Raw genomic sequence first — 23600 nt, 5'->3', positions numbered from 1 at the left:
TCCTTCCTGATTTTCAACTGATACTCCCACAGCTATTGCAAATGGGGTAAACGGCCTATCTTCCTACCAGCGGTCACAGCAATGCTTGGCATCCAAGGGTGGCTCTAAAGCTTTTTTATTGCAGACACGCCCTCTTTATGCGAACATTTGTTTCCTTAATTATAATATTAATACAAAAAAAAGACAAGAGTTTCCTCTTGTCTTTGAATTATTTTAATCGCATTTAGTGCCATAAAGGGTCGTTGTACTCACGTTCATCTCTCACCTGTAGCTGTGTTCTTTCTTTCCCGGTTCATCTGTAAAGTAAAATCAGACATCGTTCCATCGTTTTTTGTCAAAACGTGTCCGACATATCCCATCAGGATCCCGAGTGCTGCACCTCCAAGCACTTCCTCGGGCTTATGGCCCAGCATTTCTTTTAACTTTTTCGGTGTTTTTTCCACAAACTCAACTTTTGCATCTTCATCATGGATTTTATCAACCAACTCACCAAGAGAGTTCACCTGCAACGTTAATTCCCCAGTTTGCCTTCTGATTCCCTGGGCATCGTACATAACAATCAGCCCATACACGAGGGAAAGGGCAAAATCGACTGTTGGAACTCCTCTTTTTAAAGCAATGAATGTTGTCAGTGAAGAAACTCCAGCCGAGTGTGAACTTGGCATCCCGCCAGTTTGGAAAAATAATTCCGGACGCCATTCTCTCTTCTTTGCATAGTGGATAGGTATTTTCAAGCCCTGCGCCAACCCAATGCTTAGCAGGGATACGATTACGCCTTTATTCATATCTCCTCACCTCATCTACTTGTTTAACGATCGTGTTTTATTATTCCCCGTGGAGATACTAAGAAAACAGGAGGTGACGAGAATGAGCAAAAATAACTCAAACCGCGGGACTAAAGCCCCAGGTGTAAATCCGCAGGGTTTCGGCCAGGATGCCGACTTCACTCCTGCTCCGAAAAGCCAGCTTGAAAACAACGCGAAGAAAAGCAATACAAAGCGATAAACACTTAGGAGCCCCTGGCTTGAGGGCTCCTTTAAAATGAAACAACCTTATTGGGTTCATGATGTCTTTGTTCCCCTATATGGCTAATATTAGGGGTAATTGGAATGACACAGCTATGTCTTTTACCTTTTTAGCCTGAGTGCCTCGCTTCGGGCACTGACAGGCCTTTTCTGTTACCTTTTGAAGCTCGGGTGATTCATTTCGGGCACTGATAACGCTTCTCTGTTACCTTTAAAGATCGAGTGACTCCTTTTCTGGAACTGATACCGCTTCTCTTAAGTTAATGATATAAAAAAGACCATCCTTAATAATAAGGACAGCCTTAGAAACAAATAATTAAAATACTGGTTCTGGATCAAATGGAATCATCTTGGAGACTCCGCGAATGCCGGTTTCAGTTAACATGGATTCAACCTTTTGCCTGTCTGGTTTAAACAGAGCTGAGTCGATATCGCAAATGACAGGGACATTGCAATCAATTTCGGCAAGCCTTCTTGAGAGATGAAGCATCTCAAGGTCCTGCTCAATTTTCGATTTGTGTGACTTTGAAAGCTTCTCAAGGTTTTCAAGAATGCCTTCTATGTGGCTATGCTCAAGCAATAGCTTTAAAGCTGTCTTTTCACCTATTCCCTTAACTCCTGGATAATTGTCACTCGGGTCACCCATTAGTGCCTTCAAGTCAATCATCTGGCGAGGAATAAGCCCGCATTCATCATAAAATGTTTGAGGAGTATGGACAAGGTAATTTCCGAAGCCCTTTTTGAGCAAAATAACCGAAACTTGTTCATCAAGTAACTGCAAGATATCACGGTCACCTGTCAAAATTGACACGGGCATAGTTCCGCTAAGCTGCCGGGCAATTGTACCGATACAGTCGTCCGCTTCGTACCCAACCAGACCGATATTCGGGATATCGAAAGCCTCGACAACCTCTTTAGCAAGGTCAAACTGAGGAATTAGTTCAACAGGCGCTTCTCCTCTATTTGCCTTATAGCCATCAAACAGCTCAGAGCGGAAGGTTTTTGATCCCATGTCCCAGCAAACAGCCAAATGAGTAGGGCTGAACTCCGAGACAGCCGTCAGCATATGCTTCAGGAAGCCCTGTACCCCGTTAGTAGGCATTCCTTTTGAATTTATCATAAACTGGCCCGTAACCGATGTGGCATAAAACGCCCTAAATAAGAGGGCCATGCCATCAACGAGCATCAACGATTCTTGTTTTTGCAAAAAAATAACCCCCATTTATCATTCGTATTTTAAAAGATCATTAATAAATTACAATTCAGGCCATGGCAACTTTGACTGAATATAACTATTACAGTCATTTACACAGCTGTGCTCGAACTGTTTTCAGGGACATAATGCTTGCTGGCCAATTCAAAAATGTGCTCGACACTGTTCTTCAAGTACAAATTGACTTGAAATCAACCTCAAAATGTCCTTGAAAGTGCTTTTCAAGGACAAATTGAATTGCGGCGAACCCCAAAATGTCCTCGAAACCGTTCTTCAAGTACAAATCGACTTGCTTCATACACCAAAATGTCCACCAAGCACTAAAGCCTTCAATTTGAACCATTTCCTATGAAAAATAAAAAGGCGCAACCAGCGCGCCTTTATCTTATAAAATCATAGTTTCATTATACCATAGACAGCGTCATTATGGGGGTTAATTGACAATTAAGAAGCAATTTCCTCAAGCTGCCTTAATACAGCTTCAAGTTTCTCTGCATCAAAGCTGCCTCCATACACTTCAAGGAACCCGTTTATATAATCTTCGGCCTTTTCTGAAGCTTCTTCAATCACTGTCGCAAACCAGTCCGAAACGAGTTTGGCACAGTATTCATTTAGTCTAGCGGATTCTGCTTCGAGATAGGCATCAGCTTCAACGGACAACAACGTATTCAATTCGTCCTGCATGATTTGTTTGCCATTTTTCTCAAAGAAATCCTTAGGGTTTTTGAATAGTGCCAATTGGCGGTTGAAACGGCTAGCCTCTACAGAAACAAATCCCCGCGGAAACTCAATGCCAGCCGGTTCCTGCAGATTCACGGTCCCAAAAGTCAAACCCTCGCATAATTCCCCCGCATCCTCTTCCAGGCCAGCCATAAAGTCGCGAATCGCTTTCCCAGTGAACTTTTCAATCCTCAGCCCGGTCGCCCGCATTTCCTGGGCGAGGTCGTGACCAAGGCTTTCAAGGAGTTCCTCTAATGCCGCCTTTAACGCATGTTTTATGTTTCGATTGGCATTGATGGCAGATGGGTTGAACGATTCCTTGAAAAAGTCGCCGAAACGCAGGAACACCCTCTGCTTTACGTAATGAACGAGTTCCTCCGCCTCCTGGGTGACTCTTTGCTCGAGTCCGGCGGGTGATTGCTTTGCTATCAAGCTGGAAAGGTCTTGCTTGATTTTATGGAGTTCTTTAATTTTTTCTTCTGCCATGGTTTTATCGAGTTTTGCGGATTGGACAAGGTTCGAAACCATTCCCTTGATCCGCTGGAACTCTTTTTCAGCTGAAGCTGCCGCCATGCCGGAAAGCCCTTCGGAAATAAATCGATAGAAGTCTTCCTCAAACTGCGGCAAACCAGATTCTGCTGTATCCAAACTTCCCAGCTTCTCTTTCAAGCCAAGCAGACTGGAGACAGGATTTAGGTGGGGATTGCGGATTCCGTATGCTTCAAGCTGACCTTTGACATAGGAAAGGACATGCTGTTTTTCTTCCTCATCCTTAGCCAGGTCAATGGCATTGACGATGAAGAACATTTTATCAAGCTCGAATACTTCCTTAACCCGGCCGAGCTGAATAAGAAATTCACCGTCAGCCCGGGAAAAAGCGTGGTTGTAATAAGTAACAAACAATATCGCATCTGCGTTTTTTATATAATCAAAGGCGACTCCTGTATGCCTGGCATTGATTGAGTCGGCCCCAGGGGTATCAACAAGAGTAATTCCTTTTCGGGTGAGTTCGCAATCAAAATGGAGGTCAATCCATTCGACAAAGCAAGACTTCTCTTCACGTGCAACATAATCCTTGAACTCCTCGTACCCTGCAGTAAGGCGGTTTCCCAGCTTATCAGCTGCTTCAGCAAAGCCAGTGTTGAAGGCGTTCAGGAATGCGAGATTCGCTTTCTCGGCAGCATCTCCGTTGAAAGGCACGCTTTGCAACTGACTTATTCTTTCAGCTGCTTCCTCCAGGCTATCAGCTCTGAACTCATATGATTTCAACGCACGGTTTACATCGTCGAGGAGGCTGGCGCTTTCCTTCATCTGAATGACCACTGTACCATGTGCCTTCTCTGCAGTGACAGGCTTAATCCGACAAATCGCTGCCGTAGTTGGGTTAGGTGAAACCGGAAGAACCGTCTCACCGATAAGCGCGTTCGCAAATGAAGATTTGCCGGCGCTGAATGCACCGAATAAGGCAACGGTGTAAGCCCTGTTTTCCAGGCGTGATGCCCTGTCTCCTAGCTCTTTCGCAAGGTGTGCAAACCCCGGAAGCGACACAACGAGCCCAGCGCCTTTTTTGAGTTTTATAGCAACATTTTCAGCATTGACTGTCCTTTTTTCAGGTTTTTCCTCATTAGGTTCAGCAGCAGGTACTATATCGTCGTTATCTTTAGCTTCTGATTCCAAAGGCACCTGTCCGCGAATAATCCTGACATCTTCGTCTTCTTTTTCAAAAACCTCTACCTTCAAGTCCTCAGCCGGACGGTTGTTCAGAAGCTCTGTTAAATCTGATTTAGCTTTCCGAATCGTTTCATCAAGGAAGTCGAGGTTGCGCTTCGCGTCGAGTATTACAGAAAGCCTCGCCACCTCAGCTTCAAGGATTGAAGTTTCCTTTTTCACCTGTTTATCCAGGAACTCACCTAAATCCTTCTTGAATGTATGAACAGCATTCCTGGCTGCTTTCTTGATCTCGGACGAAACCCCGTCAGTATAATTCAACAAATAATCGCCTGTAACTAGGGCGCCGCTCTTTAGCGGCTTTTCAATTAAATCCTCCGTTATCCCTATCGAAAAATTCCTGGCCAGCGAATGGAGATGCTCATCGCGTATTTCATTTTCCTTTAGAATGTTTTGGAGCAGTTCTCGGATATGCCATTCAACCTGCTCCTTCGCCCTGCCGTTAACATCATTGAAAAAAGCTTCGCGCCGCGCCGTCTTTTCCGCATTTGTTTTTCCGGTTGAGAAAAGCAAGCCTACTTTGAATCCTGGCTGGGTTGATTCCAAAAATGAACGTGCCAGCTCCCTCGTTTCAAAAGGCATCAAATATGCATTTTCCAAAATTTTGTTCATGTGTTGATCCAGGTCCCTCAGAGCCTGTTCCGTTTTAGCTGAACTTGCTTCAAGCTGGCCTTTCACTGTAGATACTTCCTGCTCAACGCTGTCAATATCTGAAATTCGCGAGAGAATCTCAGCAAGCCTGGCACGCTCTTCCTCCTGGCTTTCAGATAGCTTGTTAAGATATTGGCTGACAAGCTTTTCAATTGAAGCGCGCATTGATTTCTGAAATACCTGCTCATCCAGCTGAAGCTTTTCGTGCGCCAGCAGCTCTAATTGTGGATATTCGTTTCCAGGGTGCAGCGAGTCCCTTAGCGACGTATAAAAGATTCCTGACGGGCGGACACCCCACGATTGGAACGATGAGAGGACACTATTTTTAAAAGCTTCAAAACTCAATTCTTCATCGCGGTGCTTATCGATCTGATTGACGACCAGATAAACTTCTTTCCCTGCTTCGGTAAGCTCTTTTGTGAAAAGAAAATTCACTTCAGACTGAACATGATTGTAATCCATGACATAGAAAATCAAATCGGCAAGATGAAGAGCCGACTCTGTCGCTATCCGGTGGGCATCGTCTGCGGAATCAATCCCTGGCGTGTCAAGAATGGCGCCATTAGCTGGAAGAGTGATTGTCGAGCTGCTTATTTCAATCTGGTCAATTTCATCGCCATCCATTGCATGGCTTTTTACGACCCCATAATCATAAGGAGCCATGTACATCCAGGGCATGCCAGTTTTAAAATAAACCTTCGCATAGTCAGCGCCGGATTTTATTTTGACCAGGTTTGCGCTTGTTGGTATCGGGCTTGATGGCAAAATATCTGCCCCAGCAAGCTTGTTGATCATCGAAGACTTTCCTGCGGAGAAATGCCCGCAAAATGCAATAACATTTTCCTTAGCTTCATATTTTGTTGCAAGCTGCCTTATCTTTTGTGCATTTTCTGTATCGCCGTGTTCTTTCAAATAGAGGTATAGCCGGGCTAAAACCCCTTTTATCGCCGGTAGCGAATCCTGTTGATATTTCGTCTGAACCATAAATTGTTTCCCCTTATATAAGAATAATAATTTCCCCTACGGCTATTTTATACGAAAATTCACTATATTCCCATTGAAAAAGAACAAAAGCGTAAGCGCCTCTGTCATCGCCATACAAAATGGAGGGACTTCGACTGAGATAAAGTGAAACTTCCATCAGCGATTTTTGCTGATGGTTAGTTGAACGAATCGGACCTTTAGGATCAGTTGCCGACGGAGGAGGCTTACTGAGCCTTAAGAGTGGGATAAAGGAATCACGAAGAGCGCTAGCGATTCGATGATGACTTATCGTAGGGAGGAGGCCTGAAGTTTGCGCACGCGTAGGCGCTCCTCATTACGCTATCGCGTAATTTCGTGCGATGCAATTTCGGGGAAGCTTTCCTTGTGGAGCTAGAGGTAGACACGCATAGTAAAAAGATTATCAACAGTAGCGTTTCATTTCCTCAACCACGAAAAAGCCAGGGGAACCTCCCCTGGCTTAACTTATAAAGATAGAATTACTTTACTGTTGGCCTAGCAACATGACCTAATACATATTTCATTACTGCGGCGTAAATGACAACGGTTCCTCCAACGAAAACAACAGCCATATGTAACACCTTCCTGAGTGAGAATGATTTTCATCGTTAAGGAAAGTGTATCATGAATGATAAACGTTTTCAATAAGCCGCAGTCAATTGTCAAACTTCTTTAACATTTGAGGAATAAATCTACTCTGCCTTCCCTTCTCCCGCTCATACTCGGTCAGCTTCTTTAATGCTGCTTCTTCGGCTGGAATCCTGACTGACATCATCATAAAATTCAGAGCCATAAACAAAATTGCTGTATAATACGCCTGAAAAATGAGTGGCAGAGTCAACAGCTCCAGAGCAACTATCAGATAATTTGGGTGGCGGATAAACCGATACGGCCCTTTTTGGACAACCTCAGCCCCAGGAAGGACAATGATCTTTGTATTCCAATACTTGCCCAATGACGCAAGCGACCAAATCCTCCCTGCCTGCGCCAGCAGAAACACCAATAAGAATAACGGCCAAAGAGGTGAGAGCCCCCTTTTAAAAATAAGGACTTCGGCTATCAGCGAAACAAAAAATGCAATATGCATCAATACCATCCAAGGATAGTGACCCTTGCCGAATTCAATCGCTCCTTTTTCCTTCATCCACTTTTCATTCCTGCGTGCGATAGTGAGCTCCAGGAGACGCTGGACGATGACGACTGACAGAATCGCAATAAACAGTATCATTCCTTCCACCTCACCAAAAGAAGCTCAGAACTAAAGCCCGGCCCAAGGGCGGCAGCAAGACCAAGTTCCCCCGCACTTGGCTGCAGTTCCATATGCCTACGTAAAACATAAAGGATGGTAGCAGACGACATATTCCCATAATGCCGGAGCACATCGGCTGAAATACTGGTCATCGACGGTTCAAGGCCTAAAGAAGCAACATATGAATCGAGGACTTTTTTCCCGCCAGGGTGCGCGATAAAGTGGCGGAGGTCTCCCAGGCTCACCCCCTGCTCGTCCAAAAACGCTGTAACATTCGGCTTTAGCCATCCTTCAATGATCGTCGGGATGTCACGAGAAAAAATTACATAAAGCCCTTCGTTTTTAATATCCCAGCCCATCACATCCAGTGAATTAGGCATCAATGTCGAATGTGTTGCAACTATTTCGGGGACACTGCCATTGTGTAAGCCAGTTACTTCATCTCCACAAATAAATGCACAGCTGACCCCGTCGGCAAATAGGGATGTGCCGATCAGGTTGCTCTTGGAGCGATCATTTTTTTGAAAGGTCAAGCTGCAAAGCTCAACACTTAGGACAAGAACCTTAGATTTTGGAAAAGCAAGGCAATACTCATACGCCCTTGACAGACCCGCGGCACCGCCAGCGCATCCAAGTCCCCAAATCGGTATTCTCTTCGTATGGGGCGAAAACGGCAGTTTGTTCATAATTCTCGCATCAATACTCGGCGTTGCAAGCCCAGTAGTAGTTATGAAGAAAATTGCTTCGATTTCACTATAATCTACAGCACGCTTAAGAAATGTGGAGTTGTCGAGACAGCGTGCAATTGCCTCGCTGCCTAATTGCACTGCTAATTCAATGAAGGCGTCATTCCGCTCCGCGAAGCCCCGATCCTGTTTGAACCATTCTATATCTTTAGCAAATCTTCTGCTTTCGATTTGCCCATTCTGAAAAGCTTTCAATAATCGCTCAATGTCCTTAAAAGTATCTGAGAACATTTCTCTGGCAAACTCAACGGCACTCTCTTGTTCCACTTTGAAAGGAGGCAAGGCCTCGGCTACTGATAAGACTGCTGGCATATATCATTCTCCTTAAAGGGCAGTAAGGGTATTTTTGGCTAATAGGAAAGTATATATGTATACTTTCCTAACGCATAAGAAAAACTATGCCTTTCGCCGAATGGCTGGGCGAATGGCAGTTTTTTTCCCATCTTTATTCAGGGTGGGTATAGACCCATTCCCTTTTTTGGCAAAAATTATACCCAATCTCCTTAAGGCGCCTGAGAATAAAAGTGCATGCAGCTTTGGTATTTGCGAAGAATCCTACAAAGTGAACGGGTTTGGCTTTTTGTATAAAATGGAAAATACCAATGAACAAGAATTTTGTAAGTAATTTTAACAAAAAACGATTGGAGTATTTTGTCTCCAATCATCTATATACCAATCTTTTGAAGGCATCATTGCCTTTAAGTACACTTTCTATTTTTTCGTTGCCTTTGTATATAACCAAGGAATCCCATAAAAGATAATAATTGCTGACAGAAATGATAGGAAGGTGAATTGACTTATAACATTGGACAGGAAAAGCACCACTAAAGCCACTATCACAAATATTCTCCAATATAGAATAAAGTTTTTCAAAAAACTCTCCCCTTTTATTTTGCATTGAAAAGCTGTTTATAAAGATTCCTTTAAGATTTCAACCGATTAATAGTAGTAAATTCATCATTACTATTGAATAATCCTTTACCATTTCTTCTCGTTAGGGGTTATTTTTATTGATAACTCTTTTTATCAAAAATCGCAGTGAAAATCAGTTGATAATCCCACTGCGAATCGCATACTAATTAAGTTTTTACTCAAAGACCGACCTGTTTATGCTTCCAAAGCCTACCTTGTTAAGTAAAATGAAGACATCCTGGCAAAAGAACTATCCACAATAGCGAAATCTACTATTCTTAAACAATATAAAAAATGCTTCCCCGAACTGAGGAAGCAAACGTTTTGAAGGTTTGTTGCTGTGCAATTTAAGTATAAACCGTATTGGTGTATAGTTCATTATTAAAACTTTTCCAAAAAACTGCCTAAAATCCCTGGATTGTCATCCCGCCATCAACAAATAACGTCTGCCCATGTACATAGCTTCCTGCGTCCGAGGCAAGAAATATAGCAGGACCTGCCAGTTCAGGCAGTTCACCTACCCGCTTCAAAGGAGTCACGTCTAGGATATCCTTCACATATTCCTGATCGGCAAGGAGTTTTTCAGTTAAAGGCGTCTTAAAGTACCAAGGTCCAATGGCATTCACATTGATGTTGTACTGTCCCCATTCTAGGGCCAGCACTTTTGTCATTTGGATGATTGCAGCCTTTGTTGCTGCATAAACAACGCCAGTTCTTAATGCAACATGGCCGCCAACTGATGTAATTGATAAAATCCTGCCGCCTGTTCCCTGCTCTTTCATTACCCGTCCTGTTTCCTGCGAGAACATAAAGGCTGATTTTAAATTAGTGTTCATGATTGTTTCCCATTCATCATCTGTCACATCCAGAGCCTTTGAGCGGATGTTCATCCCTGCGTTGTTAATGAGGATATCCACCCCGCCCCATTCTTCCTTCACCGTGCGGATGGCCTGTACAGCAAACTCCCTTTTCGTCACATCCCCCGGGATAATTAACGCTCTTCTTCCTTGCTTATGTATAAGTTCTGATGTTTCTCCCAGGTCAGATGCGGTCCTGGATAGGATAGCCACGTCGGCTCCAGCTTCAGCAAGCGCCAATGAGAGTGCCCTTCCTATCCCTCTGCCTGCCCCCGTAACAATCGCCCGTTTACCGTCCAGGCGAAATGATGGTAAAAACATAGTTAATCATCCTTCCTCCATCCCTATTTCCTACTCTTTAATTATAAAAAACTAATATAGAAAAAGCACCGTTTAAGTCGGTGCCCCTAGGAATTCTTCTTATGTTTCTGGACCTCTATCCAGATTTTATTTGCAGCCTGTTCTCCGCAATTTTTGCAAGTTGTAGGTGAATTGTAGAGCAGACGGCATTTTTCACAATAATATTTTTCCATGATCCTTCCCCGCTTTCACACTTCAAAAATGGTATTATTACATCTTATTTTTTTCTGTTTCCAGCGTGAATGAAAAAGAGTTTAAAACCGGATTTCATCCTTCAACCTGTTAGAAATGTCACTCAAAATCACCAAAGTTCACATAGTTGTAAACAGCCGTTCAATTTTTAGACACAATTCGATTTACACAAATTGTGATTTAAATCACTGATTTAATAAGTTTTCACTATTAACATAGGTAAAACATAGTTATGAACACTTTGTGAATTTTAGAAAACCATATTTTACTTTTTTGAGAAATTTGTATGATGAAGAAGAACTTATTGATTTTTTTAACTATTTAGAAGGGAGTGCGAGGGGATGGCAAAGATAGAATCAGCAAAAACCGCCCATAAGGTGAAACACAAAACCGCTGGCACGGATCAGCCATTGAAAGGGACAATGGTTTCTGTATTTTTATTGGGGTTGTTTATCATCGTTTCGTGGTTAGGCGTTTACTTCTTATTCCTGGACCGCTTTTAAGAAAGAAAGGGGGATTTTTTCATGCATATCCATAAATCAGAAAAACTATGGCTCATATTCGGTATTTCAATTCTGGCCATCTTCCTGACAACCGTCGGGGTAAGCGCTTTCCATATGGGACACCAGCCTCCCAGCGCTATAAAGACTATCAATGTTGAAGAAGTCGGGACAATTGCTCCATTCGACCAGCCTGGCCTTAATAAGGTCGAAGGCAAGGATTGGGACTATGAACTTGTCTATGTCGCTTCCGCTTTTTCCTATAATCCTGCGAAAATAGAAGTACCGTTTGGAGCAAAAGTAAAAGTTATCGCTACAACAACGGATGTTATCCATGGCTTTGAGGTTGCTGGAACAAATATCAACATGATGCTCGAGCCTGGCTATATCAGCGAATTCGTTACGACCTTCGACAAGCTGGGGGAATTCCTGATTGTCTGCAACGAATATTGCGGATCTGGACACCATTTAATGCACTCGACAATTGAGGTGATTGAGTAATGCAGGAAACTACCATTCAAACAAAAGTCGATCCTCGCGATGCAAAGCTTTCCATGGCCCATTTTTATGTAGCTTTTATTGCGCTTGCACTTGGAGGGCTGATGGGTCTTCTGCAAGTGCTAGTCCGTTCAGGTGAATTCAAGCTTCCCTGGGGAATTGACTACTACCAAGTTTTAACCGTCCACGGTGTATTGCTGGGCCTTGTTTTGACAACATTCTTCATCATGGGCTTCCAAACGGCAGCAGTGAGTCGGACAGCCGGGACATTTACCGATAAAGCCCGCTTGACTGGCTGGATTGGTTTTTGGACAATGACTGCCGGTACACTCATGGCAGCTGTTATGATTTTATTAAATAAAGCAACTGTCCTGTTTACCTTCTATGCGCCGCTAATGGCACACCCAATCTTTTATGCCGGCCTGACGTTTGTTGTTGTTGGCAGCTGGATTTGCGGTGCATCCAATATTATGGGCTATATCAGATGGAAACGGAATAATCCTGGAAAAACCGGTCCGCTTTTAACCTTTATGGTTGTGATCAATACCGTCCTTTGGATTGTTGCAACTATTGGTGTCGCAGCAACCGTACTGTTCCAGCTTCTTCCATGGTCACTTGGGATTGTTGACACTGTTGACGTGCTGATTAGCCGGACGCTGTTCTGGTATTTCGGCCATCCGCTCGTTTACTTCTGGCTCCTTCCTGCCTATATGGCGTGGTATGTAATTATCCCGAAGATCATTGGCGGAAAAATCTTTTCTGACTCGCTTGCAAGATTATCGTTCCTGCTATTCCTGATATTCTCGATCCCGGTCGGATTCCATCACCAGCTCACTGAGCCAGGGATTGACCCAACTTGGAAGTTTATTCAGGTCATCTTAACATTCATGGTTATTGTTCCGTCACTTATGACGGCGTTCTCAATGTTCGCTACCTTTGAAAGAACAGGCCGCGCCAAAGGCGGGACCGGTTTGTTTGGCTGGATTAAGACGCTTCCATGGGGAGACGCAAGGTTCACGGTTCCCTTCATCGGCATGGCTGCTTTTATACCGGCAGGTGCAGGAGGTATCATTAATGCTTCCCACCAAATGAACCAGGTTGTTCACAACACGATTTGGGTAACTGGTCACTTCCACCTGACTTTGGCAACAACCGTCATCCTGACATTCTTCGGGATTTCGTACTGGCTGATACCGCATTTGACAGGCAGGAAGCTCACAAAATCAATGAACAAGCTTGCGATTATCCAGGCCTGGGTGTGGGTTGTCGGCATGACCTTCATGTCCGGTGCCATGCATGCAGCAGGGCTTCTGGGGGCACCGCGCCGATCTTCGTTCTCTGAATATGGCGGTTCCGCCCAGGCAGCTGAATGGATTCCTTACCAGGTTGCACAGGCAATCGGCGGATCAATCCTGTTCATTGGAATTATTCTCGTCTTAATAATCTTTGTTAATTTGGCTTTCTTCTCTCCTAAGGGTGAAGAGGAATTCCCGGTTGCAGAAGCAAGCGACCCAACAGAAAAAGCCCCTGCGCTTTTCGAAAACTGGAAGGTTTGGCTTGGCATCACTGCCGTCCTGATTTTGTTTGCTTATACGATTCCGCTTATGGATATTATCCAGCAGGCACCTGAAGGTTCCAAGGGCTGGGTTACATGGTAAACGTACTTTAAAACTCAAAGGGCTCCGTCGTTAATTACGACTGGAGCCCTTTTTTATGTGTTCTTATCCCGCCTTCCAAATTAGCAACCGATACAGATAACAGAATGAAAAGTGCGCCGGCAAGTTGGATAAGACTTATGTTTTCACCGAACATAAAAATTCCGATTAAGGTTGCGACCATCGGCTCAACTGTTGCAATGATGGAAGCCAACGAGCTGTCGGTTTTTTCGAGTCCTTTTGTATAGAGGAAATAGGCGAGCACGGTCGGGAAAAGGGCCAGGCCTATTTCATATAAAAGCGTCTCCCCTTCAAGCAGCAGCGGTGCTTTCTTCCATATTTGCGTATATGGGACAAGAAAGAGCGAAGCAGCCAGAAAGGTGTAAAACGTAACAGTAAAGGTTGTATACTTTTTCAGGGCAATTTTCCCAAAAATGCTATATAAGGCATAACCGAACCCAGCGCCAATGCCAATCAACAAGCCCCATAGCCCAATCTCGGTACTGTTCCCATTAATGCCAGATACAAGGACCACGCCAAGGAACGTCCCTGCCAAAGCCAGCGTTTTCATCCTTGTAAATCTTTCCCGGAAGACGAAAAACGAAAGGATCGAAACAAAAATCGGCGAGGTATATAAAAGAATGACAGCCATTGAAACGTCCATATTATTTAATGACGTAAAATAGCACCAATTAAAGAAAACGATGCTGAAAATCCCGGTTCCGACAAACATCCAGCTATCCTTTGCCCGAACAGCCAGCTCATTCCGGTAGTTGAGCAATCCAATAAACGCAAGCAAGATTGTTGCAAGTACCACCCGGACTGTTACAATTTCCATTGAACTTAAACCGAGTCCGGCAAGGCCCCTTACAAAAATTGCGATTGTCCCCCATAACGCCGCGCCAAGGGCAATTAACACCAAAGGGAGTTTATTCTTAAAAGTCATCCCGCACACCTATTCGGCCAGTGCGTATAGCTTACCGTATTTTTCATGGAGATAATCAATCAAGTATTGTGGATTCAGCCCTTCCCCGGTTACATCCTGAAGGATCTCGAGTGGCTGCTTCATTTTCCCATATTGATGGACATTCTTGGTTAGCCACTCCTTAATCGGCAGGAGATTTCCCTCCTCAAGCATGATGTTGAAGTTAGGCATTTCGGACTTCAGCTTGTTCATGAATTGAGCGGCATACATATAACCAAGCGCATAGGACGGGAAATACCCGAACGACCCTCCTGCCCAATGGACATCTTGCAGGACTCCTTCCGCATCATTTTCAGGCCGGATGCCGAGGTACTCCTCATACTTCCTGTTCCAAACTTCTGGCAGGTCAGCTGGCTGGATTTCATCGTTGAACAAAGCCTTTTCAATTTCATAGCGGATAATGATATGCAAAGGATATGTCAGTTCATCCGCTTCAATGCGAATCAGCGATGGCTTTGATTCATTGATTGCTTTGTAGAAGCTTTCAACACTAACATCATCGAATTGCCCCTCAGCATACTGTTTCAACAAGCTATAATTGTTTTTCCAAAAGCCCTGGCTTCGGCCAATAAAGTTTTCATAAAATAGTGACTGAGACTCATGGATCCCCATTGAGGTTCCATCGCAAAGCGGGGTGCCAATCAAGTCCTTCGAAATATTCTGTTCATAAAGGGCATGGCCTCCCTCGTGGATGGTACCAAAAACTGCTACCCGGAAATCGTGTTCATCATAATTGGTTGTAACCCTGACATCACCTGGATTCAAACCGGTTGCGAATGGATGGACCGTTTCGTCGAGCCTGCCAGCATCGAAGTTGTATCCAATTTGGCTAAGTGCTTCGAGGCTATAGCCTTTCTGAGCTTCCTTCGGGAAATGCTTGAAAAGAAATTCTGTTTCTAGTTTATTCGATTGGGAGATTTTTTGGACTAGTGGTACGATATTGTCGCGCAGCCTGGCAAAAACATCGTCCAGTACTTCCACGGTAACTCCAGGTTCATATTGGTCAAGCAACGTATTGTATCTATTTCCTTCATACCCCCAATAAGTGATGAACCGTTTTGTCGTATCAATCAGCTTTTCAAGATATGGCAGGAACAATGCAAAATCAGAAGTTTCCTTCGCCTTTTCCCATACCGATTCCGCTTTGGATTGGAGAACCACAAACTCACGATATTCATCGGCAGGAATCTTTTTGTTCAGGTCATATTGTTTTTTGCATTCTTTTAATGACGCTGCCGTAATTTCACTAATCTCGCCGCCTGTAAGCCCTTCTATGTATTCAGCCATCTGCTCGGAAACGGACATGTTGAACACTTCTGAAGACAACATCCCTATCACTTCAGCGCGTTGATCATGGCCGTCTCTAGGCGCCCCAGTCCGCAAATCCCAGTAAATTAATCCTAACGCCTCTTGGTATGCTGCCATTTTCTTTATGTAGTCCAGAAATTCTGATTCTAATTTTGTTTGATCCAACTCACTTCTCCCCTTTCCTGTGCCCATTTTATCACATTTTTCAGAAAGTAAGTACATAGGGCTGAAGGGACCTTTTTTGCACATGGGTTTGAGAGCCAGTCGAAAGAGATAAGGCAAGTACGAGTACATTTTACTTACTAGGTAGCATCGAAATGTACTCGAAACTCCATTTCAAGGACATTCCACCTCCCAAGCGACATCGAATTGTACTCGAAACCCTATTTCAAGGACATTTCACTTGCACGGCGACATCGAAATGTACTCGAAACCTAATTTCAAGGACATTTCACTTGCCGGGCGGCACTGAATTGTACTCGAAAATTTTTAAAAAGATATAACCCCGAGTTCACTAACCTCGGGGCTTCAATCTATTATTTCCTCAGAATCGAGACCTTCCAGGTTTCCGGTCCTTCCTCAAGGTATTGCCATTCAAAGATTTCAGGACGTTCCATCATGAATTGATAAAGCAGCGGGCGTGGATCGTGATCGTTGACGATTTGCATTTTTTCACCCTTGTTCAGGCTGTCAAACGTCCGAAAAATAGTTGGGTGCTTTTCACGAGGCGGGAAATCAGGAACATTTACAACTGCAGCAAAAGTTTTCATTATTATCACTCCTGTAATGTTGTTATTTCTTTTTGATTATAACTGCCGTGTAGTATGGCTGCTGTGCGCTGTATCACATTGGCTTAAAAACAGCTAATGCTGCTTTTATTCCTGATCGTCGTCCTCGGCAAGATCCATTTTTGTTCGCTTTCACGACTTTCGGGACTTTCGTTTCTCTTTGTAGTTCCATTTCCTAAACTTCCTTTCTTTTTGGTTTACAAATGAAATTCTACATGTTCACAAAACTGTTAAAAGTGCTGAAGTCCATGGCCTTACTGCGATTTTTCACACAGGGCACTTTAATTTTAAATGAGCGTGATGAACATCACATATTTGGCTTTTTAACCCTGATACACTGTGGTTAACAACAAATATATAGGGTAAAAGGTGATGCCGATGAAGCGGACTGACATCATTAAACGGTTATCAGCCGTTCCAATTTTCAGGGAGTTGAATTTTTGTGAATTGGAGGAGCTAGTTAAAATCGCCCAGGCGCGCAATTTTAAAAATAAAATGTATGTGTTTATGCAGGATGATCCTCTTGACCGTGTCTTTTTCATTCATTCCGGTAAGGTGAAAATTTACAAAACAGATTCTGCCGGGAAAGAACAAATCGTTTCAGTTTTAGAGGCCGGAGAAATGTTCCCGCATGCAGGATTTTTTAGAAAAGGAAACTACCCTGCACATGCAGAGATCATTGAAGAAGCTCAATTAGTGGTTATTCCAATTAATGAATTCGAAAAAGTGCTGATCGCCTATCCTGAGCTGAGCATTAAGTTATTCAAGGTACTTGGTGAAAAGATAGTCGACCTTCAGGAAAGGCTTGAAGCCCAAATCCTTCATAATACCTATGAGCAAATCGTCCTTCTTTTGCTCAGACTTACTAAATCAAACGGAGTCGAGCTGGGGGACCTTCACAGATTGACTACCCAATTCACGAACCGCGAGTTGGCCAACATGATTGGAACTTCGAGGGAAACCGTCTCTCGAACAGTAAACCACTTAAAGAAGAAAAAGTTTATTGAACAGGATGATTCGGGATTTTATCTCATTAACTCCGAAGCACTGCAATCGGAACTATTTTAATAAAGGGAGAGGATTACCTATGGAAAATAAGATCATTGAATTGGATGTTCGGGAGGATTTAAAAAATAAGATTGAACCATTCCAAAAGATTATGGACGCAATTAGAGGGCTCGAGGAAAATGATGCATTTATCCTTCATGCCCCATTCAAGCCTGTTCCTCTATTTGCGGTCATGAAAGCGAAAGGGTTCACTCACGACCTTGAGGAGTTGGAAAAGAAACATTGGAAAGTGACCTTTACCAAGAGAGGTGCACATTCATGATTCTTGATAACCGCGGACTTGAACCGCCGCAGCCGATGATGCGGACATTAGCCACCCTTGAAACACTTGGTAAAAATCAAACACTGACCATTATTAATGACCGCCGCCCAATGTTCCTTTATGAGCAGCTACAGGAGCTTGGGCTTAAGCAGCGGACTGAGGAACAGGAAGATGGCAGCTACAAGATTGAGATTTTTCGATAAAAGGTGTGATTTAGATGATTCAACAAACTTCAGGGAATGAAACAAATATAAAGCTGCCATTTGCATTTATTCTAATAGCGCTCGTTTCCCTTGTTACTTCCCAGGTATTGCTGATTGTAAATGGCGACATGGTTTCTGAAGGAGTATTCCGGATTCCTGCTATTTGGTCAGCGGCTCACCTATTGTTGCTGGGATGGGCGCTGATGACGGCAATGGGGGCGGTGTATCAGCTGGTACCTGTCGCGTTTCTAACACCCATCTGGAGCGAAAAATTCGGGTTTGTCCAGTTTGCTGTCACTGCTATCGGTATTACGCTATTTTCATTAATGCTATATGTTAGTCCTGGAAATGCGTTTCTACCCGGGGTGCTAATGCTGATTGGCATTCTGATGTTTATTTTTCAAATGGGTATGACGCTGAGAAAGCAGGCTAAGCCTAACATCCTGACACTTTTCGTCGGATCTGCACTAGTCTGCCTGCTAGTGACAATCATATTAGGGATTACAATGGTTTGGTCAATGAAAACCGGATCAGGCGGAGATGCCTACATTCCAATATTGAAAAGCCACATTTTACTAGGAACAGCCGGTTGGTTCACCTTATTGATCTTCGGGTTTTCTTACAAAATGGTGCCGATGTTTTCACTTGCCCATGGGTTTGGGATGAAAATGGCTGCCTGGGTGTACGCGGTTTATACTATAGGGCTTGTGGTTACGGCAATAAGCTTCTGGACAGGAAACGATGTCCTTTTAGGCTTAGGTTTAGCACTGCTGGCGATTGGATTCATGATGTTTGCCTGGCATATTCTCCAAATCATCGGAAAAAGAATCAAGAAAAAGCTTGATAAACCGTTCATGTTTGCGCTGCTAGGTATCTTATTCGGTGCCCTTGTCCATCTTGCCTCTCTTGTATCTTTCTCCGCGGGCAGCCTTGCCGAAACGATTGGACCGCTTCTATATGTATATATCATGCTTTGGATAGCCTATAGCATCCTTGGCTATCTGTATAAAATAGTCCCTTTCCTATGGTGGACGCACAAATACAGCAAGGAAATTGGGAAAACTGCAGTTCCAGCACTCAAGGATATGGTTAACGATAAGGCTGCTGTCCCTTTGTTTATCACCCTGGCCGCCTCCTCGATACTTGTGTTCTTTGCGCTCCTTTATAAATCAACAGTAGTATTCCTGGCCGGTCAGATTGCTGCATCGATTACCCTTGTCATTATTAGCATTACAATCATTCTTGTTTTGGAAAAGTAAAGGAGTGTTCTTGAATGAATACAGTTGAAAAAATACACGCAGAGCTAAAAAACGTTCTTGACCCGGAATTAAATATTAACGTTGTCGACCTTGGCCTTATATATGATATAAAACAAGTGAATGATCAGGATGCGGAAATCACCATGACGCTGACAACGCCTGGCTGCCCGCTTCATGACAGTATTATTGGCGGAGTCAAACACAAGATCGAATCTCTTCCTGAGATCCGGAATGCCCACGTTAATCTTGTCTGGCAGCCTGCCTGGTCGCCTGACATGATGTCTCCAGAGGCAGTGAAACAGCTTAGAGGCTAGTTCCAACAAAAAAAATATAAAAAACCGGAAGCAGCTAATGTGTGCTTCCGGTTTTTGTTATTTGGCAATCTGCCTTGCCGACAGAGCCCGCTTCCAATTCTGCTCAGCTTCTTTTAGCAAAAGGAACGATTTTTCTTTCAACATCGCATCCTGGCTGGCCATTTCCATGGTTCTGGCAATGGCTGCGGCAATTTTAGCAAAGTTAGGTCCCTGGTTCATTGTTCATTCCTCCCGAAAAAAGGTAACATGTTCTAGCCTATTCAAGGAGTGCAGTTATTATTCCAGGAGGGTTTTACTTTGTATGAAAATAAGCCATTATAACCAGGTAAAAACAGAGAAATTATGCTGCCTCACCAAACCTTTTCTATCCTTTTTCACTAGTAATCAAAAGAAGTGCAAATCGACTTTCGCCCATACACCCAAATCACCAGTGAACCTAATACAAGCGGTATTAGTTACGCGGCGGCCTTGGTCCCCAGTATTGGTAAAAGTCTGTCCGGATAAAGCCATTGAAAAGCTTGCGTTTTTTCGTCGCCGGCTTACCGTAAAATTTCTCAAAATCTTCATGGGAAGTCAGAATATATTTACTCCATGTATCCAATTTATCAAAGGCCTGGCCCATTTCGCGGTACATTTGTTCAACGGCTGGACGGTCCCCAAGCCGTTCTCCATATGGCGGGTTGCCGACGATGACACCATATTGCTTGTCTGAGGTTAAGTCTCTGACCTGCATTTGTTTAAAGGTAATGATTTCGCCAAGCCCCGCTTCAAACGCATTGCCCTGCGCAATCTTGACCATTCGGTGGTCGATATCGTAACCTGCAATATCAAGCGGCTGGTTATATTTTGCAAGATCGTCCGCCTCCGTACGGGCTTTCTCCCAAACATCTTCGCCGATCCAGCTCCATTGTTCAGAAACAAATTCACGGTTGAAACCAGGTGCGATATTCTGGCCTATCAGGGCTGCTTCAATTGGAATCGTTCCGGAACCGCAGAAAGGGTCAATGAATGGTTTTTCAGGATACCAATTTGTCAGCTGTACAAGTGCGGCGGCCAATGTTTCCTTTAAAGGCGCCTCCCCTTGTCCAGCACGGTAACCGCGCTTATGCAGTCCAGCCCCGCTCGTATCCAGGCTGATCGTTGCTACGTCCTTCAATAAAGATACCTCAATCTTGTACAAGGCCCCAGTTTCTTCAAATCGGGAAACTTTTTTGTATCGCAGTTTCATTTTTTCTACAATTGCCTTCTTCACAATCGCCTGGCAATCTGAAACTGAGAATAACTTGGATTTTACAGACTTTCCGCTAACAGGAAATTCAGCATCCTCTGGTAAAAATTTATCCCAAGGTAGTGCCTTCGTCTTTTCAAACAATTCATCAAACGTATAAGCTTTAAACTCACCGACTTTTATTTTCACACGGTCAGCTGTCCTTAGCCAAAGATTCGCCCTTGCAATCGCAAGCTCATCCCCAACGAACGTTACCTTACCGTTTTCAGTTGAGCCTTCATAGCCGAGATCCTTTACCTCTTTAGCTACAAGCGCTTCAAGTCCCATTGCTGCCGTTGCGATTATTTCATATTTACCCATTTGTTCACCTTACCTGTTATGTACTTGTAAAACCGCATTTCACACTATGTTACATGTTAACAGAATTGCATACCCCACATCAAATGTCCAATAGACCCTTTTTTCAAGCTCAGTTCTGATAATAGCATGAAGACAGACTCACTAGTTCCTTAAAAAAACAAAAAGGCCATCCATTCAGGAGGGCCATAGCTGTTGTTATTGAATAATTTCCAGAAATTGCGTTCTGTAAGCCATGTTCTGTACCTTTGTACTGCAGGCGACTAAAAGTCTCGTACTAGGGTGGTAATCATCTATCTCCAGGCAATGCCTGCCCTTCTCCTGCGTTGAATTCCGCGGAGAAAGTTCCCCTACCATAGTTTGGGTTTCTCGCTCGTGGGGTTTACCGCGTTCCACCCTTCCTGTTTCCAGGAAGGCTCCGTCACTGTGGCACTTTTATAGGTATTCATGCCATATCCAAAGGACTTAGGCATTTTCCCGGCCGTCAGCCCAAAAGGCTGCCCTGGCTTATTTTTTCGCCAGGCACGAACACTACAGGCATCTCAGCCTGTGCGAGCATGGACTTTCCTCTACAGCAAAGCTGCAGCGATTACCCGAACGCAATTCATGAACAATGTCTATTATATGTATTTCCTGCAGATTAATCAATGGATACCTCAGGAAAATACGGGACTTCCTGTCAATCAATCATAAAGCTTGTTGCCGAATACATGCTTTTCCAGGTTGGAAAGGCGTTTCAGGATGTCGAAATTGGTCGTTCCGGCAGGCTGAACAGGCGGCTGCTGTGCAGGCCTTTTACTTGCCTCCTCGAGCTGTTTTTTCAGGCGCAGGTTTTCCTGCTGCAGCTCCTCGATTTCCTGATGGAAGGTTTCATAGTCCTTGATAATCAAATCAAGGTACTTATCAACATCTTCTTGTTTGTATCCTCGCATCGCTGTTTTGAATTCCTGTTCAAGGATATCTTTTGCGGTCAATTTGATTTTATCCGATAGCATTGTTTTCACCTCTACAGTAAGCCAATCATTAACTATTATTTTTTCAAAAATAGACCCTTTTGTCAATTTATCTTTTCCCACAAGCACTCATCGTAGTTAGTATTCATACTTATTTAACTGTTCTTCCTCAACAATTTGCTGAAGATCGTAGAAAGTTATCAATCTTACCGAGTACCCATTAACCTGTTGCGCCAATTCATACATGAACTTTGGGCTTCCTTCTTTTTCAGTGTCATACAAGAGAATAAGCGCATCACTCTTTTGGATCAGGAATTGATTTTTCAAACGGAACTGGTTAGGGCTATCATATTTCTTCTTTGTGACAGAATCGACATAATCCGCACCGAGCAAAATCGATTCATACCATTCCTTATTCTTGTCGTTCCATTTTTCTTCTTGTTCCAAAAACGGAGTAATGACAGCGAGTTTAAGATCGGGAAAGTCCTCCTGAAGTTCGAAAACTGCTTCTGCTGCCCAAAGCTCGGCACCAAGCTGTCCGCTGATAAGAACCCATTCAAGGCCTGTTTCCGCAAGAGAGAGGATTTCTTTTTTATAGGCTGCTTTTATATAGGACGCCGCCTGGTGATCCGGCTGAAAAATGCCCAATTCAAAAGGCTTATAGCCTGAAATTGCAATAACTTTAAACGTAGCTATCGCCCCCGATACTTCTTCTCTTTCTACCATATTAACATTGAACTTGGAATAAAACACAAAAAGGGCTTTTTCGCCCTCATTGAGTTTGATTTTTACCGCATCATACCGGGCCAGAGGGATTCCTGTGAGTAAGTTGGTTAATTGTTGAATGTGAATGCGGGAAAAAGTGCTTATGAATAATACGCTGGTGGTTGACAGTCACGGTATGGAATGGGTGGAAATGCGGTATCACGACAGTTGAGTACACATGCTGGACACGGACTGGGCCCATTGGAAAACCTGGTCCTGGCACAAACGGCCTGGGAAACATAAGCATCGCTCCTTCATTTTGGCTGTAATAGCCTATTCAGAAAAATCATCGATGCTTAGGTGCAATGCCTACTTTAAAACAAAAAAGTGTAGAAGCTGTCCCTCATATTAGTAAAAACAAATGCTGTGAGAAAAACGACAAGAAAAAATAGAAAAAATACTGCTTTATACATTAAAACTTCAGCCCCGTTATTGATGATATTTGTCGAAAAACAAGTACGCTCAATGTCCCATTTTAATGGGTTTTACCCATATTAACAACTAGAAAATACGAATTTTTTAATTTTAATTATGAACGTTTTGTGACAAGTTTAAAAAGCGCAAGCGCCTCGGTCATCGCCGTACAAAATGGAGGGACTTCGACTGAGATAAAATGAACCTTCCATCAGTGTTTTTTGCTGATGGTTAGGTGAATGAATCGGACCTTTAGGGACAGTTGCCGACAAAGGAGGCCTACTGTCCTTTAAGGTGGGGTAAAGGAATCACGAAGAGCTTAAGCGATTCGATGATGACTTATCGTAGGGAGGAGGCCTGAAGTTTGCGCACGCGTAGGCGCTCCTCA

At 43.6% G+C, this 23600-nt stretch carries 24 protein-coding genes and 1 other RNA gene; 9 read left to right on the top strand and 16 right to left on the bottom strand.

Translation table 11 applies throughout. The features are described 5' to 3' along the window. Positions 1-254: 254 nt before the first annotated feature. Positions 255-785: a divergent PAP2 family protein gene (locus TY16_RS20610; protein WP_043933658.1), complete on the bottom strand. Its 531-nt coding sequence runs from the start codon at positions 783-785 to the stop codon at positions 255-257. Positions 786-867: 82 nt separating this feature from the next. Between TY16_RS20610 and sspL the strand changes: the two genes are divergently transcribed. Further along, entirely contained in the window at positions 868-1005 is a 138-nt protein-coding gene (gene sspL, locus TY16_RS20605; protein WP_043933657.1) for a small, acid-soluble spore protein L, read from the top strand. Between the two features lie 336 nt (positions 1006-1341). Here the strand turns inward: sspL and TY16_RS20600 are convergent, their stop codons facing one another. From TY16_RS20600 to TY16_RS20575, 5 genes are all read right to left on the bottom strand, one after another. Further along, positions 1342-2247 (bottom strand): 5'-3' exonuclease, encoded by a 906-nt coding sequence (locus TY16_RS20600; protein ID WP_043933656.1) that lies wholly within the window; start codon positions 2245-2247, stop codon positions 1342-1344. A 435-nt stretch (positions 2248-2682) separates the two neighbouring features. Then, entirely contained in the window at positions 2683-6321 is a 3639-nt protein-coding gene (locus TY16_RS20595; protein WP_043933655.1) for a dynamin family protein, read from the bottom strand. A gap of 673 nt (positions 6322-6994) precedes the next feature. After that, a complete protein-coding gene (locus TY16_RS20590) occupies positions 6995-7567 on the bottom strand; it encodes an isoprenylcysteine carboxyl methyltransferase family protein (protein ID WP_269320315.1) in 573 nt (190 codons plus the stop codon). Next, complete coding sequence (locus tag TY16_RS20585; RefSeq protein WP_043933654.1) at positions 7564-8646, bottom strand: type III polyketide synthase; 1083 nt, start codon at positions 8644-8646, stop codon at positions 7564-7566. Before TY16_RS20585 ends, TY16_RS20590 begins: the two co-directional genes overlap by 4 nt. A 1004-nt stretch (positions 8647-9650) precedes the next feature. Next, on the bottom strand, positions 9651-10424 hold the full coding sequence (locus TY16_RS20575) for an SDR family NAD(P)-dependent oxidoreductase (RefSeq protein ID WP_043933652.1): 774 nt from the start codon (positions 10422-10424) through the stop codon (positions 9651-9653). A 572-nt stretch (positions 10425-10996) separates the two neighbouring features. On the opposite strand from TY16_RS20575, the gene TY16_RS20570 reads away from it, so the two are divergent. From TY16_RS20570 to TY16_RS20560, 3 genes are read left to right on the top strand one after another with little or no spacing between them, the layout of a single operon-like run. Continuing rightward, positions 10997-11158 (top strand): cytochrome c oxidase subunit 2A, encoded by a 162-nt coding sequence (locus TY16_RS20570; RefSeq protein ID WP_043933651.1) that lies wholly within the window; start codon positions 10997-10999, stop codon positions 11156-11158. Positions 11159-11179: 21 nt separating this feature from the next. Next, complete coding sequence (locus TY16_RS20565) at positions 11180-11656, top strand: cytochrome c oxidase subunit II (protein WP_043933650.1); 477 nt, start codon at positions 11180-11182, stop codon at positions 11654-11656. After that, the gene (locus TY16_RS20560; RefSeq protein WP_043933649.1) at positions 11656-13311 is read left to right on the top strand and encodes a b(o/a)3-type cytochrome-c oxidase subunit 1; all 1656 of its coding nucleotides are present in this window, start codon (positions 11656-11658) and stop codon (positions 13309-13311) included. Before TY16_RS20565 ends, TY16_RS20560 begins: the two co-directional genes overlap by 1 nt. A 34-nt stretch (positions 13312-13345) precedes the next feature. Here TY16_RS20560 and TY16_RS20555 read toward each other — a convergent pair whose 3' ends face one another. The 3 genes from TY16_RS20555 to TY16_RS20545 form a co-directional block, all read right to left on the bottom strand. Continuing rightward, positions 13346-14254, bottom strand: coding sequence for a DMT family transporter (locus tag TY16_RS20555; protein WP_043933648.1), 909 nt, complete (start codon positions 14252-14254; stop codon positions 13346-13348). Between the two features lie 9 nt (positions 14255-14263). Next, the gene (locus TY16_RS20550) at positions 14264-15793 is read right to left on the bottom strand and encodes a carboxypeptidase M32 (protein ID WP_043934881.1); all 1530 of its coding nucleotides are present in this window, start codon (positions 15791-15793) and stop codon (positions 14264-14266) included. A gap of 344 nt (positions 15794-16137) precedes the next feature. Further along, positions 16138-16371, bottom strand: a complete 234-nt coding sequence (locus tag TY16_RS20545; protein ID WP_043933647.1) for a DUF2249 domain-containing protein — start codon at positions 16369-16371, stop codon at positions 16138-16140. 396 nt (positions 16372-16767) lie between these two features. Here TY16_RS20545 and TY16_RS20540 point away from each other — a divergent pair, with 396 nt between their 5' ends. Genes TY16_RS20540 through TY16_RS20520 form a run of 5 tightly spaced genes read left to right on the top strand, consistent with a single transcriptional unit; the run spans position 16768 to position 19495 of the window. Continuing rightward, positions 16768-17457: a Crp/Fnr family transcriptional regulator gene (locus TY16_RS20540; protein WP_043933646.1), complete on the top strand. Its 690-nt coding sequence runs from the start codon at positions 16768-16770 to the stop codon at positions 17455-17457. Positions 17458-17476: 19 nt separating this feature from the next. Then, a complete protein-coding gene (locus tag TY16_RS20535; RefSeq protein WP_043933645.1) occupies positions 17477-17719 on the top strand; it encodes a DUF2249 domain-containing protein in 243 nt (80 codons plus the stop codon). Then, positions 17716-17922, top strand: coding sequence for a DUF2249 domain-containing protein (locus tag TY16_RS20530; RefSeq protein ID WP_043933644.1), 207 nt, complete (start codon positions 17716-17718; stop codon positions 17920-17922). The genes TY16_RS20535 and TY16_RS20530 overlap by 4 nt, the downstream gene beginning before the upstream one ends. A 14-nt stretch (positions 17923-17936) precedes the next feature. After that, entirely contained in the window at positions 17937-19181 is a 1245-nt protein-coding gene (locus tag TY16_RS20525; protein ID WP_043933643.1) for a membrane protein, read from the top strand. 14 nt (positions 19182-19195) lie between these two features. Beyond that, a complete protein-coding gene (locus TY16_RS20520) occupies positions 19196-19495 on the top strand; it encodes a metal-sulfur cluster assembly factor (RefSeq protein WP_043933642.1) in 300 nt (99 codons plus the stop codon). A 57-nt stretch (positions 19496-19552) separates the two neighbouring features. On the opposite strand, the gene TY16_RS26370 is transcribed toward TY16_RS20520, so the two are convergent. The 7 genes from TY16_RS26370 to TY16_RS26975 form a co-directional block, all read right to left on the bottom strand. After that, positions 19553-19714, bottom strand: coding sequence for a hypothetical protein (locus TY16_RS26370; RefSeq protein ID WP_155922291.1), 162 nt, complete (start codon positions 19712-19714; stop codon positions 19553-19555). A 232-nt stretch (positions 19715-19946) separates the two neighbouring features. After that, positions 19947-21083: a THUMP domain-containing class I SAM-dependent RNA methyltransferase gene (locus TY16_RS20515; protein ID WP_043933641.1), complete on the bottom strand. Its 1137-nt coding sequence runs from the start codon at positions 21081-21083 to the stop codon at positions 19947-19949. Between the two features lie 221 nt (positions 21084-21304). Beyond that, positions 21305-21681: RNase P RNA component class B (rnpB, locus tag TY16_RS25905), an RNA gene on the bottom strand. Positions 21682-21763: 82 nt separating this feature from the next. Then, positions 21764-22075, bottom strand: coding sequence for a cell division regulator GpsB (gpsB, locus tag TY16_RS20505; RefSeq protein WP_043934880.1), 312 nt, complete (start codon positions 22073-22075; stop codon positions 21764-21766). 96 nt (positions 22076-22171) lie between these two features. Then, a complete protein-coding gene (locus TY16_RS20500; RefSeq protein ID WP_043934879.1) occupies positions 22172-22759 on the bottom strand; it encodes a DUF1273 domain-containing protein in 588 nt (195 codons plus the stop codon). Between the two features lie 70 nt (positions 22760-22829). Further along, the gene (locus TY16_RS27340) at positions 22830-23000 is read right to left on the bottom strand and encodes a CotD family spore coat protein (RefSeq protein ID WP_442853258.1); all 171 of its coding nucleotides are present in this window, start codon (positions 22998-23000) and stop codon (positions 22830-22832) included. A 112-nt stretch (positions 23001-23112) separates the two neighbouring features. Next, the gene (locus TY16_RS26975; protein ID WP_231505655.1) at positions 23113-23211 is read right to left on the bottom strand and encodes a hypothetical protein; all 99 of its coding nucleotides are present in this window, start codon (positions 23209-23211) and stop codon (positions 23113-23115) included. Positions 23212-23600 lie beyond the last annotated feature (389 nt).

It is taken from the genome of Bacillus sp. EB01 (assembly GCF_000613125.1).
GTDB lineage: Bacteria > Bacillota > Bacilli > Bacillales > Cytobacillaceae > Bacillus_D.
This window is presented reverse-complemented; position numbering and strand designations above follow the sequence as displayed.

Bases quoted from the DNA above. Each gene is read 5' to 3' on its own strand.
- TY16_RS20610 (WP_043933658.1), bottom strand. From the start codon at position 785: ATGAATAAAGGCGTAATCGTATCCCTGCTAAGCATTGGGTTGGCGCAG.
- TY16_RS20525 (WP_043933643.1), top strand. From the start codon at position 17,937: ATGATTCAACAAACTTCAGGGAATGAAACAAATATAAAGCTGCCATTT.
- TY16_RS27340 (WP_442853258.1), bottom strand. From the start codon at position 23,000: ATGGGCCCAGTCCGTGTCCAGCATGTGTACTCAACTGTCGTGATACCG.
- TY16_RS20555 (WP_043933648.1), bottom strand. From the start codon at position 14,254: ATGACTTTTAAGAATAAACTCCCTTTGGTGTTAATTGCCCTTGGCGCG.
- TY16_RS20530 (WP_043933644.1), top strand. From the start codon at position 17,716: ATGATTCTTGATAACCGCGGACTTGAACCGCCGCAGCCGATGATGCGG.
- TY16_RS20520 (WP_043933642.1), top strand. From the start codon at position 19,196: ATGAATACAGTTGAAAAAATACACGCAGAGCTAAAAAACGTTCTTGAC.
- sspL (WP_043933657.1), top strand. From the start codon at position 868: ATGAGCAAAAATAACTCAAACCGCGGGACTAAAGCCCCAGGTGTAAAT.
- TY16_RS20500 (WP_043934879.1), bottom strand. From the start codon at position 22,759: ATGGTAGAAAGAGAAGAAGTATCGGGGGCGATAGCTACGTTTAAAGTT.
- TY16_RS20575 (WP_043933652.1), bottom strand. From the start codon at position 10,424: ATGTTTTTACCATCATTTCGCCTGGACGGTAAACGGGCGATTGTTACG.
- TY16_RS20565 (WP_043933650.1), top strand. From the start codon at position 11,180: ATGCATATCCATAAATCAGAAAAACTATGGCTCATATTCGGTATTTCA.
- TY16_RS20570 (WP_043933651.1), top strand. From the start codon at position 10,997: ATGGCAAAGATAGAATCAGCAAAAACCGCCCATAAGGTGAAACACAAA.
- TY16_RS20535 (WP_043933645.1), top strand. From the start codon at position 17,477: ATGGAAAATAAGATCATTGAATTGGATGTTCGGGAGGATTTAAAAAAT.
- TY16_RS20595 (WP_043933655.1), bottom strand. From the start codon at position 6,321: ATGGTTCAGACGAAATATCAACAGGATTCGCTACCGGCGATAAAAGGG.
- TY16_RS20540 (WP_043933646.1), top strand. From the start codon at position 16,768: ATGAAGCGGACTGACATCATTAAACGGTTATCAGCCGTTCCAATTTTC.
- TY16_RS20545 (WP_043933647.1), bottom strand. From the start codon at position 16,371: ATGAAAACTTTTGCTGCAGTTGTAAATGTTCCTGATTTCCCGCCTCGT.
- TY16_RS26975 (WP_231505655.1), bottom strand. From the start codon at position 23,211: ATGTATAAAGCAGTATTTTTTCTATTTTTTCTTGTCGTTTTTCTCACA.
- TY16_RS20600 (WP_043933656.1), bottom strand. From the start codon at position 2,247: ATGGGGGTTATTTTTTTGCAAAAACAAGAATCGTTGATGCTCGTTGAT.
- TY16_RS26370 (WP_155922291.1), bottom strand. From the start codon at position 19,714: ATGAACCAGGGACCTAACTTTGCTAAAATTGCCGCAGCCATTGCCAGA.
- gpsB (WP_043934880.1), bottom strand. From the start codon at position 22,075: ATGCTATCGGATAAAATCAAATTGACCGCAAAAGATATCCTTGAACAG.
- TY16_RS20560 (WP_043933649.1), top strand. From the start codon at position 11,656: ATGCAGGAAACTACCATTCAAACAAAAGTCGATCCTCGCGATGCAAAG.
- TY16_RS20585 (WP_043933654.1), bottom strand. From the start codon at position 8,646: ATGCCAGCAGTCTTATCAGTAGCCGAGGCCTTGCCTCCTTTCAAAGTG.
- TY16_RS20515 (WP_043933641.1), bottom strand. From the start codon at position 21,083: ATGGGTAAATATGAAATAATCGCAACGGCAGCAATGGGACTTGAAGCG.
- TY16_RS20550 (WP_043934881.1), bottom strand. From the start codon at position 15,793: ATGGGCACAGGAAAGGGGAGAAGTGAGTTGGATCAAACAAAATTAGAA.
- TY16_RS20590 (WP_269320315.1), bottom strand. From the start codon at position 7,567: ATGATACTGTTTATTGCGATTCTGTCAGTCGTCATCGTCCAGCGTCTC.